General features: G+C 67.4%; 9 protein-coding genes. 1 reads left to right on the forward strand and 8 read right to left on the reverse strand.

Going from position 1 to position 15,330, the window contains the following annotated elements; genetic code table 11:
• Positions 1 to 14: 14 nt before the first annotated feature.
• From LUX31_RS10410 to LUX31_RS10420, 3 genes are read right to left on the reverse strand one after another with little or no spacing between them, the layout of a single operon-like run.
• A complete protein-coding gene (locus LUX31_RS10410) occupies positions 15 to 941 on the reverse strand; it encodes a carbohydrate ABC transporter permease (protein WP_235479867.1) in 927 nt (308 codons plus the stop codon).
• 41 nt (positions 942 to 982) lie between these two features.
• Positions 983 to 2,029: an ABC transporter permease gene (locus LUX31_RS10415; protein ID WP_235474501.1), complete on the reverse strand. Its 1,047-nt coding sequence runs from the start codon at positions 2,027 to 2,029 to the stop codon at positions 983 to 985.
• A 26-nt stretch (positions 2,030 to 2,055) separates the two neighbouring features.
• Positions 2,056 to 3,741: an extracellular solute-binding protein gene (locus tag LUX31_RS10420; protein WP_235474502.1), complete on the reverse strand. Its 1,686-nt coding sequence runs from the start codon at positions 3,739 to 3,741 to the stop codon at positions 2,056 to 2,058.
• Between the two features lie 435 nt (positions 3,742 to 4,176).
• Between LUX31_RS10420 and LUX31_RS10425 the strand changes: the two genes are divergently transcribed.
• The gene (locus tag LUX31_RS10425; RefSeq protein WP_235474503.1) at positions 4,177 to 7,068 is read left to right on the forward strand and encodes a glycoside hydrolase family 3 C-terminal domain-containing protein; all 2,892 of its coding nucleotides are present in this window, start codon (positions 4,177 to 4,179) and stop codon (positions 7,066 to 7,068) included.
• A gap of 363 nt (positions 7,069 to 7,431) precedes the next feature.
• Here the strand turns inward: LUX31_RS10425 and LUX31_RS10430 are convergent, their stop codons facing one another.
• The 5 genes from LUX31_RS10430 to LUX31_RS10450 form a co-directional block, all read right to left on the reverse strand.
• Complete coding sequence (locus LUX31_RS10430) at positions 7,432 to 8,073, reverse strand: hypothetical protein (RefSeq protein WP_235474504.1); 642 nt, start codon at positions 8,071 to 8,073, stop codon at positions 7,432 to 7,434.
• Positions 8,074 to 8,186: 113 nt separating this feature from the next.
• Positions 8,187 to 9,367 (reverse strand): IS3 family transposase gene (locus tag LUX31_RS10435; protein ID WP_235474505.1). Its coding sequence is split into 2 segments (ribosomal slippage): positions 8,187 to 9,103 and positions 9,103 to 9,367, totalling 1,182 coding nucleotides; the frame shifts between segments, so codons are not numbered across the junction.
• A gap of 30 nt (positions 9,368 to 9,397) precedes the next feature.
• Positions 9,398 to 11,509, reverse strand: a complete 2,112-nt coding sequence (locus LUX31_RS10440) for a tetratricopeptide repeat protein (protein ID WP_235474506.1) — start codon at positions 11,507 to 11,509, stop codon at positions 9,398 to 9,400.
• Positions 11,510 to 11,730: 221 nt separating this feature from the next.
• Entirely contained in the window at positions 11,731 to 13,176 is a 1,446-nt protein-coding gene (locus LUX31_RS10445) for an aldehyde dehydrogenase family protein (RefSeq protein WP_235474507.1), read from the reverse strand.
• A 276-nt stretch (positions 13,177 to 13,452) separates the two neighbouring features.
• Positions 13,453 to 15,189 (reverse strand): PucR family transcriptional regulator, encoded by a 1,737-nt coding sequence (locus LUX31_RS10450; protein WP_235474508.1) that lies wholly within the window; start codon positions 15,187 to 15,189, stop codon positions 13,453 to 13,455.
• Between the last annotated feature and the right edge of the window lie 141 nt (positions 15,190 to 15,330).

Here is a 15,330-nt window from a genome sequence, read left to right on the forward strand (position 1 = left end):
AGAGAAACCGACCGTCACCCCTTGACCGCGCCGGTCAACATGCCCTTCTTGAAGTGCCGCTGAACGAAGGGCGAGAGAATCGCCACCGGCACCAGTGCCAGCACCATCACGGCCATCTGAACGGCCAGCGGCGACAGCTGCCCCGTGTTGATCTGGGTGGCCAGACCGACTGGCCGTTCCTGCTTCTGGACCAGCTGGATCATGACGTTCTGCAACGGCATCATGTCCTGGTCGGACAGATAGATCGACGCGTTGAACCAGGCGCTCCAGTATCCGACCGCGTAGAAGAGCGCGATCACCGCGAGGACCGCCCGCGACAAGGGCATCACGATCTTCCAGAGGATCCGCCAGTCCCCGGCCCCGTCGATGCGGGCGCTGTCGATGAGTTCCGGCGAGATGCCCATGAAGAACGCGCGCAGGACCAGGATGTTGAAGACGCTCACCGCACTCGGCAGAATCAGCGCGAGGTAGCTGTCGGTCAGCCCGAGGCCCTGCACCAGCAGATACGTCGGGATGAGACCGGCACCGAAGAACATGGTGGCGAGCAACAGCATCAGGAACCAACGGTGCCCGAGGGACCCGGTGCGCGAGAGGCCGTACGCGGACAGGACGGACACCGTCATGCTGAACAGCGTGCCGATCAGGGTCACGCCCACGCTGACCAGGGCGGCGCGCTGGACCTGGCCGCCACTGAGAAGTTCCTGGTAGGCGATGAAGGTGATGTCCTTGGGGATCACCACCAGGCCGCCGGTCGCGTCGATCGTCTTCTTCGACGAGAGGCTGGTGACGATGACGATCCACAGCGGGAAGAGGATCGCGAAGCACGCCAGGGTGAGGACGATCCCCTTGCCCGCGAGGCCCGCCTTGGAGGGTTCCTCCTCCCAGGCCGGCCGCGTCGGGGCCGCCCACGGACTCGGCCTGGACGCGGCCCGGTCGGGCACCGCGGACTTGTCGGGCTTGTAGCTCTGTTCGGTGAAGGTGCTCACTTCTTGTACACCCCCTGCTCGCCCATGAGATGGGCGACCTTGTTCGCGGTCAGCACGAGGGCCAGACCCACCACACCCTTGATCAGGCCGGCAGCCGCTGCGTAGCTGAAGTCCTGGTTTCGGATGCCGTTCCACCACACGTAGGTGTCGAGAACCTCGGAGGCGCCTGGCCCCACCGAGTCGCGTTGGAGCAGCAGTTGCTCGAAGCCGACCGTCAGCGCGTCGCCGACACGGAGCACCAGCAGCAGGGCGATCACCGGACGCAGCGCAGGAAGCGTGATGTGCCACATGCGGCGCCAGCGTCCCGCACCGTCCATCGCGGCGGCCTCGTACAGGTCGTTGGAGACGGCGGAGAGCGCGGCGAGGAAAACGATGATCCCCCAGCCCGCGTCCTTCCAGACACCCTCGGCGGTCACCAGGAATTTGAAGATTCCCGGGTCGGTCATGAGGTCGAAGCCCTCGTACCCGTGCTGGCGCAGGGTCTGGGCGATGATGCCGGCACCGCCGAAGATCTGCTGGAAGACGGTGACGACCAGCACCCACGAGAAGAAGTGGGGCAGGTACATGATCGCCTGGGCGACCGCCCGCACCCGGGGCCTGATCACACTGTTGATGACCAGCGCGAGCAGGATCGGGATGGGGAAGAACAGCACGAGTTGGAGGGAGAACAGCACGAAGGTGTTCTGCAGCGCGTGCCAGAAGCCGGAGTCCTGGAATATTCGCTCGAACTGCTCGAAACCGACCCAAGGGCTCTCGAACATCGCGACGAAACCGTTGTCGCTGAGATATGGGTCGTAGTCCTGGAACGCGACCACATTGCCGAAGATCGGTACGTAGTTGAAGACCAGGAGCAGCAGGATCGCCGGCAGGGTCATCAGGATCAGTGTGCGGTCGCGTCTGAATCTGAGCCGGAGACTCAGCTTTCCCTGGCGCCGCATGCTCCGGTGTCCGACGGCGCCGTCGGACACCGGAGCATGCGCGTCGGCCTTCTCGTCGGTCTTCTTCGCCTCGGCCCTGCTCCGAGGCACCGTGCTGTGGGACACGGCGTTCTCCTTGCCTCGCCCCTGGGTCAGTTGGCCGCGGAGCCGTTGTCGTCGAGCAGCTTCTTGTACCAGTCGCGCAGCCCGTCGCCGCCCTTGGACTTCCAGTCGGACACTGCCTGCTGTACGTCGCTGATCTTCTTGCGGCCGCGGACGACGTCGTCCTCCAACTGCTCGAAGTCGTTGGCGAGGTTGGTGTAGCGGTTGGGCTCGGTGATGGTCAGACCGTAGAAGGAGGACTTCTTGGTGAAGGCGCCCATGCGCTGCTGCCACTCGACCTGGAGCTTGGCGATCTCGGGAAGGTCGGGATGGGCGAGGTAGGAGGCCGGGTCGCCGGTGTAGTCGTATGCGCCGAAGACCTCGTTGTTGCCCTTGGTGGTCTTGACGGGCATACCGTCCTTCAGCGTGTAGTCGGTGCCCTCGACGCCGTAGACGGTGAGCATGTACTCCTTGGTGCCGTACGGCGAGGCGCAGTAGTCGGCGAGTGCCAGGAAGTCCTTGATCTGCTGCTTCGACGCCTTCTTGCTGACGAAGGTGAAGATGCCCGCGGGCTGCGTCGCCCACAGCGTGGGGTCGCCGCCGTCGGGGCCGAAGATGTCGAACGCGCCCATCTCGAAGCCGGTCTTCTGGATCTTCTGTTCGGCCGTCGAGGCGTACCAGTAGGAGATGTCACCGTTGAAGACCAGAGACTGGCCGGCGGTGAAACGGTTGGACGCATCGCCCTTGACGGCCTTGGCGTCAGGGTGGACCACGTCGGCCTCGTAGAGCTTGCGCATCCATTCCAGGGCTTCGAGGTACTCGTCGGTCTCGATCCGGTTGACGAGCTTGCCGTCCCTGAGGTCCCACCACAGCGCCTTGTCGCTGCCGTTGAGGACGCCGTAGATGTTGAAGGCGGTCCACTTGAGGTCGTCGCAGGCCCACACCTTGCCCTTGGCGTCGGTGGCCTCCTTCGCCCAGGCGAGGAACTCGTCGGGCGTCTTGGGGAGTTCGTAGCCCTTCGCCGCGAAGATGTCCTTGCGGTAGAAGGGCACGATGTTCGTGACGTAGGAGGCCGGCATCGGGATGGCGCGCAACTGGCCGCCGAAGATGGAGCGTTGCCAGGCATCCGTCGGTACGGCCGCGAGGTTCGGGTACGCCTTGACCTTGTCGCCGGACAAGTAGGGGCCGAGGTCTGCGAACTTGGCGTTGATGGCGCTCGGTATCTTGCCGTTCAGGTTCCAGCCCGGGACAACCACCACGTCGGGAATCTCGCTGGAGGCGAGGACGGCCCCCAGCTTCTCGTCGTAGGTGTTGCCGTCCTGGTTCTGCCAGGTGACCTTGACACCGATGGCGTCGTTCATGGCCGTGTAGTACGGGTTGTCGTTGGACGGCGGGCTGCCCCACATCGGCGCCATGATCTTCAGCGAGCCGCCGCTGCCGAGCTTCTTCGGCACCGCGGTCTTCAGGGCGTTCAGGTCGATCGCCTTGGTGAAACCGGCCGATGAGCCGTTCTTCGAGGGAAGGTCCGGCACGACGACGCTCGACGCCACGAACGCGGGGAGGATCTTCTCGGCGGCCTTCCCGGAGGTCGTGCCCTCCTTGTTCCTCTCCTGCGAGCCACCGCAGGCGGCGAGCAGCGGCATCCCGCCCGCCACCGCGGCGGCGGCGACCGCCGTGGAGGCGAGGAAGCTTCTCCGGCTCGGTGCGGAGGAGGCGGAGGAGGCATTCGGCGTCATTGCGTCAACCCTTCATGGCGCACCAGGACACCCGGCGGTGGAGCCGTCGGCTGCGGTGTCTTGTGTGTTACTGGCGTGACTCTCGTGACTGGTCGGGGCGAGGGAGTCCTCGGATGACTGCGGAGGACCGCTCTTCCCGGGTGGCGTTCCAGGAGGTGCTCCCGGTGGCTCCCAGTTAGTCGAAGCGCTTCGATGTTGCTGCGAGGTTAAGTGAACACCTGAGGGTGCACAAGGGTCGGCTCCAAGATTCCTCCGAGGTGTGACGCCCTGCCAGGCGGCCCGAACCGCCCCCGTATGCCGCTTGACATCGTGGGTGACATCACGGGCGGGAAACGGATTTGTTGCACCTGGGTCTCTTGACACCCACCCCCACGTCGAATGAGCATCGAAGCGCTTCGAATGTGCCTCGCCGCCAGATCGCAAAGGGAACCCCACGTGACCGCACAAACGCCGTCTTCGCCACCATTCCGCGATCCGCAGCTGCCGACCGCGAAGCGCATCGACGATCTGCTGTCGCGCCTGACCCTCGACGAACGGGTGGCTTTTCTGCACCAGTTCGCGCCCGCAGTGGAGCGCCTCGGCATCGCCGCCTTCCGCACCGGCCAGGAGGCGCTGCACGGGGTGGCCTGGATGGGCCCGGCGACGGTGTTCCCGCAGGCGGTCGGTCTCGGCGCGACCTGGAACGAGGAACTCGTGCAACGCGTCGGCGAGGCGGTGTCCAAGGAGGTCCGGGCGATGCGCGCCCGCGACGACCGCGTCGGCCTCAACGTCTGGGCGCCGACGGTCAATCTGCTGCGCAACCCCTTGTGGGGCCGCAACGAGGAGGGCTACTCGGAAGACCCGAAGCTGACCTCGGCGATCGCCACGGCGTACACGCGCGGCCTGCGCGGCGACCATCCCGCGTACTGGCGTACGGCCCCGGTCCTCAAGCACTGGCTGGCCCACAACAACGAGACGAACCGCGACACTTCCTCCTCCTCGGTCCGCCCGCGCGTCCTGCACGAGTACGACCTGCGCGCCTTCCGCGAGACGGTCGAGGCGGGTGCGGTGGCCGGGGTGATGCCCGCGTACAACCTGGTCAACGGCCGCCCCAACCACGTCTCGCCGCTGCTCGGCGACCACCTGCGCACCTGGACGGACGAGGACCTGCTGGTCTGCTCGGACGCGGCGGCCCCCTCCAACCTGGTCGACTCGGAGCACTACTTCGACACCCACGAGGAGGCGACGGCCGCCGCGCTGATCGCCGGCGTGGACAGCTTCACCGACCACGGCACGGACAGTTCGAAGATCGTCGCCCGCGTCCAAGGAGCCCTGTCCCAGGGTCTGTTGACGGAGGCGGACATCGACAGGGCGGTCCGCCGTCAGCTCTCGGTCCGCTTCCGCCTGGGCGAGTTCGACCCGCAGTACGACCCGTACGCCGACACCAAGGACTTCGACACGCCGGCCCACCGCGCCCTCGCGCAGGAGGCGGCGGAGCAGGCGATCGTCCTGCTCAAGAACGACGACGCCATGCTCCCCCTGCCCGCCGACACCCGAGTGGCGGTCGTGGGTCTCCTCGCCGACGAGTGCAAGGCCGACTGGTACAGCGGCACCCTCATCCACCGCTCGACCCCGCTGGAGGCCCTGTACGACCGCTTCGGCGCCGAGCGCGTCGAGTTCGCCGAGGGCGTGGACCGCGTACGGCTGCGCACGTCGGCGGGTACGTTCCTGCACGTCCTGCCCGCCGAGGACGCGCCGGACGTCGCCCGGGGCGCCGAGGGCGCACTGGACCCGGCCCTCCTCGCGGGCCGCACGGACCTGCCCCCGCTCACCACCGAGGCCGAGGGCACCGAGTTCGCGCTGACCGACTGGGGCGAGGGCATCCTGACGCTGCGGGCCCCCGACGGCCGCTACCTCTCGGTCGCGGAGGACGGCTACGTACGGGCGTCGGCGGACCAGCCCGGCGGCTGGGTGGTCCAGGAGACGTTCCGCCTGGAGCCGCAGAACTCCCCCGATTCGACCAATTCTGCTGAAAACCGCCACCACCTCCTCCGGCACGTCGGTACTGGTCGCCACGTCTCTGTCGCCGCCGACGGCGTGAAGGTTGCCGACGAGAAGGAGACGCCTCCGGAGATCTTCGAGCTGATCGTCACCGAACGCGGTGAGGAGTCGGTGAAAAGAGTGGCCGCGCGGGCGGACGTGGTCGTGGTGGTCGCGGGCAACGACCCGCACATCAACGGCCGCGAGACGGAGGACCGCACGACGCTCCACCTCCCCGCCCACCAGGAGCGATTGCTGCGAGCGGCCCGCGCGGCGAACCCCCGAACGATCCTGACGCTGACCTCGGCATACCCGTACGCGGTGGACGTCACGGACCTCCCGGCGGCCCTGTGGACGGCGCACGGCGGCCAGGCGGCGGGCACGGCGCTGGCCCGCGTCCTGGCGGGCGACGTCTCACCGGCGGGCCGCCTCCCGCAGACCTGGTACGCGGCCGACGCCGACCTCCCCGACCTGCTGGACTACGACGTGATCGGCTCCCGGCAGACGTACCTCTACTTCGAGGGCACCCCCCTGTTCCCCTTCGGCCACGGCCTGTCGTACGCGACGTTCGCGTACGGCGACCTGACGGCGGAGGTGACGGACGAGGAGACGCTGCGGGTGTCGTTCACGGTCGCCAACACCGGGTACGTCACGGCGGACGAGGTGGCGCAGCTGTACACGAGGGCGCCGGAGTCACCGGTCACCCGCCCACGCCGGGAACTGGTGGCCCACCGCCGAATCACCTTGCCCCCGGGGCAATCGGCGACCATGTCCTTCGAACTCCCGCTGAGTTGCCTGGAGTTCTGGGACGTGGGGAGCAACGGCTGGCGCCTCGCCCCGGGTTCGTACGAACTCCTGGCGGGCGCGTCGAGCGAGGACATCCGCGCTCGTACGACGGTCCAGGTGACCGGCACACCGTCGGTACCGCGCCCGGTGCGCCAACTCGGCCTGTCGGCGGCCGACTTCGACGAGCAGAGGGGCATCGAGATCGTCGACCGTACGAAGGTGTCGGGGGACGCGGTGACGCCGGGGGGCGACGGAGAAGCCGAACTGCTCTACCGGGACTGCGACTTCGGGGCGGGGGTCACGGAGGTCGCGGTGACGACGGCGGGCGAGGGATCAGTGGAGGTGGAGGTCGTACTGGACGACCGCGCGGTGACGGCCGTACTGACACCGACGCCGACCGGGGGCCCGTACGACTACACGACGGGACGGGCCTCACTCGCACTCGCACTCGGCGGTGTGCACGACGTACGTATCAGGCTGCGTGGCCCGCTGCGGCTCGCGCATGTCGGCTTCCCTGGGTAGGGCCTGTCCCGGGGGGGGCGGCTGATGTCACCGCCACCTCGCGTCTCCGACAGGATCCGCCGGACAGGCCCTCGGGTCCGGAGCGGTCGGTGCATGAAAGGGGTCCGGCACCGGAAGGCATCGGTGCCGGACTCCTTCGCGACGAGTGTATGTGAAAACGGTTCCCATTAGCTAGGGTTAGCTAGGGGTGTCCGAGAAGCACGGACCAACAGAGCGCGGCTCGACAGGATGCGTACGGCCTTCAAGTCGAGCAACCGGGAGGCGAGACCGTGACACTCCATTGGGCACGAGAGCGAGAGGCCGCCTGGGACGTCAGACGGACGTGGGACGCGAGTCGCGTACTCCGCGCTTGCTTATCAACGGTCAGCTCGACTTGCCCTCCAGCAGCTTCGCCAGTCGCTCGGCGGCCGAGGCCGCCCCGGCGTCCCGAGCCTGCCGAAGTGCACGCTCTGCTCCGGCAAGGTCCCCACGTCGCTGACGGAACTCTGCCAAGGTCAACAGCACATTGGCCTCTCCGCGAAAGATCGCTGCGGTCAACAGGTCTTCCGCCGCGTCCAGTTCGCCCCGGTCAGCACGCGCTCGCGCGAGCTCTCGGAGGAGATCCGTGGAATCGCCGGCCAGTTCCTCAGCTTCTCGTGCCCGCCCGCTGGTCTCCAGGATCCGTACCAGATGATTCACCGCATACTGATGCCCTTCGCGGAGAGCACGCCGATAAAGTCGTTCTGCCAGCTTGAGCTTGCCTTCCGTCTCTCTCAGAGCCGCCAACTCGAACAACACGTAGCCGAGACCGAGGTTGTAAGCCCTCCAGAACAAGGCAGCGGCCGAGCAGTGGTCGCCCTTGCTGCGGCGAATCATTCCCAGCCCCCGCAGTGCATTCGTCTCCCCCAGAGAGACGGCGACCTCACAGAAATGATCAGCTTGAGCGGAGTCGCCCTCCTCCTCGTAGATCCAGGCCAGTTCCCGCGGCGCATTCGCGTCACCTGCTTCCGCCGCATACAGGAGCACGTTGATCGCCCGCTGAGTGTCCTCATACCTATAGGCCCAGGCAAGCCCGGTGAAAGCCTCGGGGTTGCCGTGAGGGGCCTCGCGGTTTCCGGACAGGCTTCTGACCGTCTATTTCACGCGGCGATTCGCAACTTCTCGTACTCAGCGTGGACTTCGCACGGAGGGCGGTAGCCCACCGCCGAGTGGAGGCGTTTGCGATTGTACCAGAATTCGATGTAGCGAGTGATGTCCTGCCGGGCGGCCTCGCGGGTCAGGTAAGTCACCCTTGATACGCGCTCGTTCTTCAGGGTGCCGAAGAATGATTCGGCCATGGCGTTGTCGAAACAGATCCCGGTGCGACCGGAAGATCTGCGGAGCCCGAACCGGTCGAGCGTCTTCCCGAACTCGGCTGACATGTAGTTACTTCCGCGGTCGGAGTGAAATATCGCGCCGGCCGAGAGGTTCCTGTTCCGTGCCGCGTTGCGGATCGCCCTGGATATCAACGGAGTCTGGTAGTGGTCGTCCATCGCGTAGCCGATCACTTCTTTCGTGCAACAGTCGATGACCGTCGCGAGGTACAGCCAGCCTTCTCCGGTCGCGATGTAAGTAATGTCGCCGACGAGCTTTTCACCGGGCGCATCCGCGGTGAAGTCGCGGCCGACGAGGTCTGACCCCCGGCCGGCCGCAGCCTGCGTGAGGCTGAACCTCTTCGGGCGTGGCTGGCAGGGCACCAGGCCCAGTTCACGCATGATGCGGCGGACCAGCTCCACGCCTGCGGCAACGCCCCAGCGGTCCAGCTGGGCCTGGATGCGCCGGTGCCCGTAGGTGCTGTCGGACATGTCGAAGACCTTCTCGATGAGCAATTGCAGTTCTTCGCGCCGCTGGGCTGTCGCGGATTCCGGGCGGGAGCGCCAGTCGTAGTAGCCGGATCGGGATACACCGAGCCGACCGCACATGAACTCGACGCTGTATGCGTACTCCTCGGTGTCGAGCCGCATCTCATCGATGAACTCGTACTTGCTTGCTACCGGGGATCCTTCGCGAAGTACGCTGCGGCTTTTTTCAGGAAAGAATTTTCCATCTCCAGCTCACGGTTACGTCGTTCGAGTTCCCTCAGGCGCGCCCGCTCGTTAACCGTCAGTTCCGCATCAGGGGCCGGTTCCTGCTGCTTCTGGTACTTCTTCACCCAGGCGCGTAGAGTCTCCGAGTTCAACTCGAGCTCCCGGGCGACTTCGGAGATCGTCTTGCTTGACCTCAACGCGATCTGGACGGCTTCCTCGCGGAACTCCGGCGAGTACTTACTGGGTGGCGCCACTTCTTCCTCGTTTCCTCGTTCAGGACAACCCTATTGGGTGCCTGTCCGGAAACTTCGGGGCCCCTCACCGGCTTCGAACGACCACGTAGTGAGGAGCAGAGCGAGTTCGTGCCGGCCTTCTTTGGCGAGCCAACGGGCCTGGTACTCGACAGCCCGGGCACCGAAGAAACCGGATTCCAGAACCCTCTCGTAGAGTCTGGCCGCTGCCTTGGAGTGTCCGCGCCAGGTCAAGACGGAGGCAAGCCCCACGGCGGCGTCGAACCTGCCGCTGGACTCCATGGCCTGGCGATACCACGCTTCCGCGTCGTCGAGTCGCCCCGCACGCTCGTGATGCCAGGCAACGACAACTTGAGCCTGGGCATCACCGACTTCGGCGGCCAGCTCGTAGTAGAGCATGGCATCCTCGCGCTTACCGTGTTTTGTGATCCACTCGGCGAACCCGAAGAGGGCGCCGCCCTCTCCTTCAGCTGCCGCTGCCATGGCCAAGGACTCGGCGTCTGTCATCCGGCCGCGGGCCAGCGCTGCGCGAGAGAAGGCTGCCTTGTCCTTCGCGTCGACCGAACACCGTACGGCCGCAGACCAGAAGTCCGCGGTCGGGCACACGGTCCCCCGGTGTCGCCGCCCATGGAGTTCGATGAAGTCCGACAGCCGGAAGTGGCTCGGCTCCTGCCCATCCGTCATGGCAAAGCCCCGCACAGGCGCCAGTGGACCACGAACGCCACGGCACGGGGTCGACAAGTACTCCACCGCCTGCTTGAACCATTGGGGAGGGGCCAGATCACACTGCAACGGTGTAAGGTACGCCTGCGCTACGGACTTGAGAAAGGCAGCAGACAAGTCGAGCCCGTGCCCGAGTCTCCGGGCGTCCATGGCAACCTCCAGCACTGCACGGGCTGTCGGAGAGCCCATCTCGTAGCACTCGAGTTGGGCAGGACCGCCAGCCAAATACTGGATGACATGCCCGCTCTCAGCGAGGCGTGCGGCCAGCAGCACCCTGTCGTCTGTCTGCCCTGACTCCTCCGTGAGGGCAGAGAGTTCGTTTTCGCTGAACGTCTCTGGTACTCGGATCCACGCTCCGGCCAACAGGGTTTTCCTTTGCGTGCTTTCGTTCTGCGGCGCCCTGGTCATCGTGGACACGTGTTCGTACCAGGCCGTGCCGAGAACGAGTACGGGTGCTCGGTCAACGTTGCGAAGCAACTCGGCAAGTCGACCGGCGACCTGCTCATCACGAACGGTGTTGCCAGAGAGGAGGTATCGGTTGATCTCGTTGAGCCACAGAACTGTGCGGGGCGCTACGGAATCGAGCGAACCGAGCAGGTCGTCCTGACCGACTGGATGCCACAGCCGCCACTCCTCTGGCAAGCGTTGGATCGCCTCGTACGCCGCGCGGGACTTTCCCGTGGAGGAGTCGCCCAGGAGGATCTTGATCACACTTTGCCCAGTGCGTGCCTGGTCTACGGCGACCTCAATTGCGTCGTCAAACGGTCGGCGGAAGTACCTGGGAAGCGGGCTGCCCTGTGTGTCGTCGCCGGCAGCGATCGCCTCGTGGATCTCCAGTCCAAACGGGTCCGCAGCAGCAATAGGGATGCCTAACTCAGCGGTGCCTGCTGTGGAGAGGAACGCTGCCAGGGCGTCGTTGTCACAGAACCGCCGAGCCACCTCGTCTCCGAAGTAGCGGGCAACGATGCGTGGTTGATCCCGCAGTAGCTGCCCCAGGTGCTCGGCGTCCCACACCTCGCCCAGGATCAGGCTTGGGTACCGATCCTGGTAACCGTGAGCCACCTCACGTACCTGCGTCCGTGTTCCCTTGCACGAGGTGACAATGACCAGGCGCGCGGCATCGTGAGGACGAGGCGCGCGGACGAACAGGTCCAAAGCCTTCTTCGCGTTGGCAGCGGTGAACTCGGCCACCTGCTTGACTTGGAAGGCGGACCAACTGCCGTCCGATGCGCGCCCGACGATGTCGACGCCACCCTGTGCCTGTCCCGGCGTTCCATAGCGGTAACACGGCGACAGATGCTCCACGGCCTGGACGAGTTCCCACACCAGCTTCTCGAATTCGCCCCAGGAGGACATGTCATGGAAAGGGAGCGAGCCGATCTTCCCATCGATGACCACAGGCCACCGCGCAGATTCCGCCACGCTGCCTCCACTCGATAAATGGACTGCCGTGCAGAGCCTAGACAGACCCACTGACATCGATGAAAGCGTGCGTCTCCCCATGGGGTCGGCTCACCATGACGGAGAGCGTCCGCCGGGTAAGGTCGCGAAGATCGGCCGGAGGCCAACGCCCCGCAAACAGGAACGGCCCTAGCCCCCGCAAAGTAGGCTACGACCGTTCGTTTCTGCCTGTGCGTGGCAGGTCAGAGAGCGATACCGGTGAGCACCAGAACGCGCTCGTACGTGTAGTCGTCCATCGCGAACCTGACGCCCTCGCGGCCGACACCGGACTGCTTGGCGCCGCCGTACGGCATCTGGTCGGCGCGGTAGGAGGGCACGTCGCCGATGACGACACCGCCGACCTCCAGGGCGCGGTGGGCGCGGAAGGCGGCCTGGAGGTCGTGGGTGAACACGCCTGCCTGGAGGCCGTACTTGGAGTCGTTGGCGGCGGCGAAGGCGGCAGCCTCGCCGTCCACCTTCTGCACGGTGAGGACCGGCCCGAAGACCTCCTCGCAGGAGATGGTGACATCGGCGGGTACGTCGGTGAGGACGGTGGGCGCGTAGGAGGCACCGTCGCGCTTGCCACCGGCGAGAAGGTTCGCACCGGCTCGCACAGCCTCATCGACCCACGCCTCGACCCGCTTGGCGGCGTCCTCGCTGACCAGCGGTCCGACGTCGGTGGCGCCGTCGGCCGGGTCGCCGGTCACCTGGGCCTCGACGGCGGCGACGATACGGGGCAGCAGCCGGTCGTACACGGAGGCGTCCGCGATGACCCGCTGCACGGAGATGCAGGACTGGCCGCCCTGGTAGTTGGAGAACGTGGCGATACGGGTCGCCGCCCAGTCGAGGTCGGCGTCGGAGGCGTAGTCGGCGAGGACGACCGCCGCGCCGTTGCCGCCGAGTTCGAGGGTGCAGTGCTTACGCGGGACCGAGTCCATGATCGCGTAGCCGACCTTCTCGGAGCCGGTGAAGGAGATCACGGGCAGCCGCGGGTCCTGTACGAGGGCGGGCATGCGGTCGTTGGCGACCGGGAGGATGCTCCACGCGCCGGCGGGCAGGTCGGTCTCGGCGAGGAGTTCGCCGATGAGGAGGCCGGAGAGGGGGGTGGCGGGGGCCGGCTTGAGGATGATGGGGGCGCCTGCGGCGATCGCCGGGGCGATCTTGTGGGCGCAGAGGTTGAGGGGAAAGTTGAAGGGGGCGATGCCGAGGACGACGCCCTTGGGGAAGCGGCGCGTGAGGGCGAGGCGGCCCTGTCCGCCGAGGTCGGTGTCTAGGCGCTGCGCCTCGCCGCCGTTGAAGCGCCGGGCCTCCTCGGCGGCGAACCGGAACACGGAGACGGCTCGGCCGACCTCGCCGCGGGCCCACTTGATCGGCTTGCCGTTCTCGGCGGAGATGAGCTGGGCGATGTCTTCCGTGCGCTCTACGAGGCGGCGGCTGACGTGGTCGAGGGCGGTGGCGCGGACGTGGGCCGGGGTGGCGGCGAACTCGTCGCGGACGGCGTGGGCGGCGGCGACGGCTTCCTCGACCTGGGCCTCGGTCGGCACGCCGACCTTGCCGACGAGGCGTCCGTCCCAGGGGGAGGTGACGTCGAAGGTGGTCTCGCCGGTGGCCTGACGGCCGGCGAGCCAGAAGGCGTGGGTGGCAGTCATGGGTACACCGTAGGGCGGGGATGGCGAGGTGTTGTTTGTCCGGGGTGGAGTGGTGGGGGCGGGTTGTGCGACGGTTCGGCGGGGTGTTTCTTCGCCCCCGCCGCCCTTACCCGTTCCCATCCTCGGGGGCTGCGCCCCCGAACCCCCGCTCCTGGTCTTTCAGCCCGTCCGGCGTTTGAGGACGAGCGCGTTCAGCGCGACAAAGGGGGGTCTGGGGGCGCAGCCCCCAGGAACGGGATGGGACGGGTAGGGGCGGCGGGGGCGAAAACAAACCCCCTACTCCCCCACCGCCGCCGTCGTCTTCAGCGCCAGCCACAACTCCATCCGCACATCCGGATCATCCAGCGACCGCCCCAGAATCTCCTCCACCCGCCGCATCCGGTACCGCAACGTATGCCGATGCACCCCAAGATCCGCCGCAGCCGCATCCCACTGCCCGTGCCGCGACAGCCACGCCCGCAACGACGCCACCAGATCCCCCCGACCCGTCGCGTCATGCTCGTACAGCGGACGCAACAACCCGTCAGCGAACGCCCGCACCGCATCGTCCGCGAGCAAAGGCACCACGGACCCGGCGGCCAACTGCTCATGCCCGACCAGTACCCGCCCCCGCCTCCGGGCCACCGACAAGGCCTGCTCGGCCTGCTTGTACGCGGCAGCAGCGGCGATGGGCCCCGCAGGCCCCGACATCCCCACCACAAGCTCGTCCTCGTCCCCGGAGGAACCGGAGGAACCAGAAGGACCAGAAGGACCAGAGCCAGAGCCCGACGCACCCCCCCGCCCCCGATCCCTCTCCCGAACCTCCACCCGAGCCCCCTCCACCGCCGCGGCGAACTCCCCACAGGCCGCCTCCGCCGCACCCCCGTCCACCGCGAGCACGACCAACCGCTCCCCCTCAGGCACCACCAGCACCGCCTCCCCCGCCCGCGCGGCAGCGGACTCCAGGCACTCGGCGAGCCCGCCCAGCGGATCCCCGTTCGTGTCGGCGGCGACAAGGGCACCGGCCGTAGGCCTGCTCGCCGCCCCCACCGGCACCCCCTGCCCCACCGGCGGAGAAGCCGACTCCGCGACGACGATCCGGAACGGCGCGTCGAGCAACTCGCCGTACAGCCCCCCGGCGACGGCACGCGCGTGATCGGGTTCGCCGGCCAGCAGCATCCGCAGCACAGCCGCCCCGATGCGCTGCTCGGCGGCCTGGAGGGACCGGGACCTCTCGGTCGTCAGCGTCAGCAGCGCGATGGCCGAGTGCAGGGCGTACCGCTCCGCCGTACCCAGCGCCGCAGCGGTCCCCACCGCCAGCGCGGCACGCGGACGCCGCCCGGTACCGAGGGAGTGCAGCTCGACCCGGTCCCGATCCTCACCCCCGCTGCTCTCCCCCACGCCGACCACCGCACTGGCCGGCGCCGGCCGCTCCCGCAGCCGCTCCACATCCGCCGTGAGCCGGGCCGCCCGCCGCCCGGCCCACTCGGGCGCGGTGGCGACTACGGCGCCCGAGGCGTCGTACAGCGCGGCCCAGCCGTCGACCTGGGAGGCGAGCGCGGCGAGCAGACCCTCCGGGCCGTCGCTCAGCGCCTGCCGGGTCAGTTCCCGCTGCGCCGCGAAACCAGCCGTCACGGCCCGATACTGGTCGGCGGCGATAGCGGCCGAGACCGCCTTGCTGATGGCGAGGAAGGGCGTGCGGCGCGGAACTTCGAGGAGCGGCAGCCCCTCGTGCTCCGCCGCTTCCACCAGCGCCTTCGGGATCTCCCCGTAGTGGACACCGACGGCGAAGCCGAGTCCGACGACGCCCGCCCCGGCCAGCCGCTTCACATAGCGCCGCATGGCCTCGGGGTCCTCGGCGTCCAGCTTGAGCGCGGTGATCAGGAGCAGCTCCCCGCCCTCCATGTAGGGGACGGGGTCGGCCAGTTCGCTGGCGTGCACCCAGCGGACGGGTACGTCCAGGCGGTCCCCGCCCGCCCGCACGGTCAGCCTGAGCGCGGAGTGATGGAGGAGCGAGGCGAGCGTCGGGGGCATGGGGCCTTCAGATCTGTGTGGACTCCGTGAACTTTTGGCCGCCACGTATGAACGGCCTGTGCCGATTCTGCCTTACCGTACGTACCGCGTGCCACATACGGGCGACTCCATGACGACTCCGTGACGACCCCATACATATGA

Source organism: Streptomyces sp. GQFP (assembly GCF_021545335.1).
Taxonomy (GTDB): Bacteria; Actinomycetota; Actinomycetes; order Streptomycetales; family Streptomycetaceae; genus Streptomyces.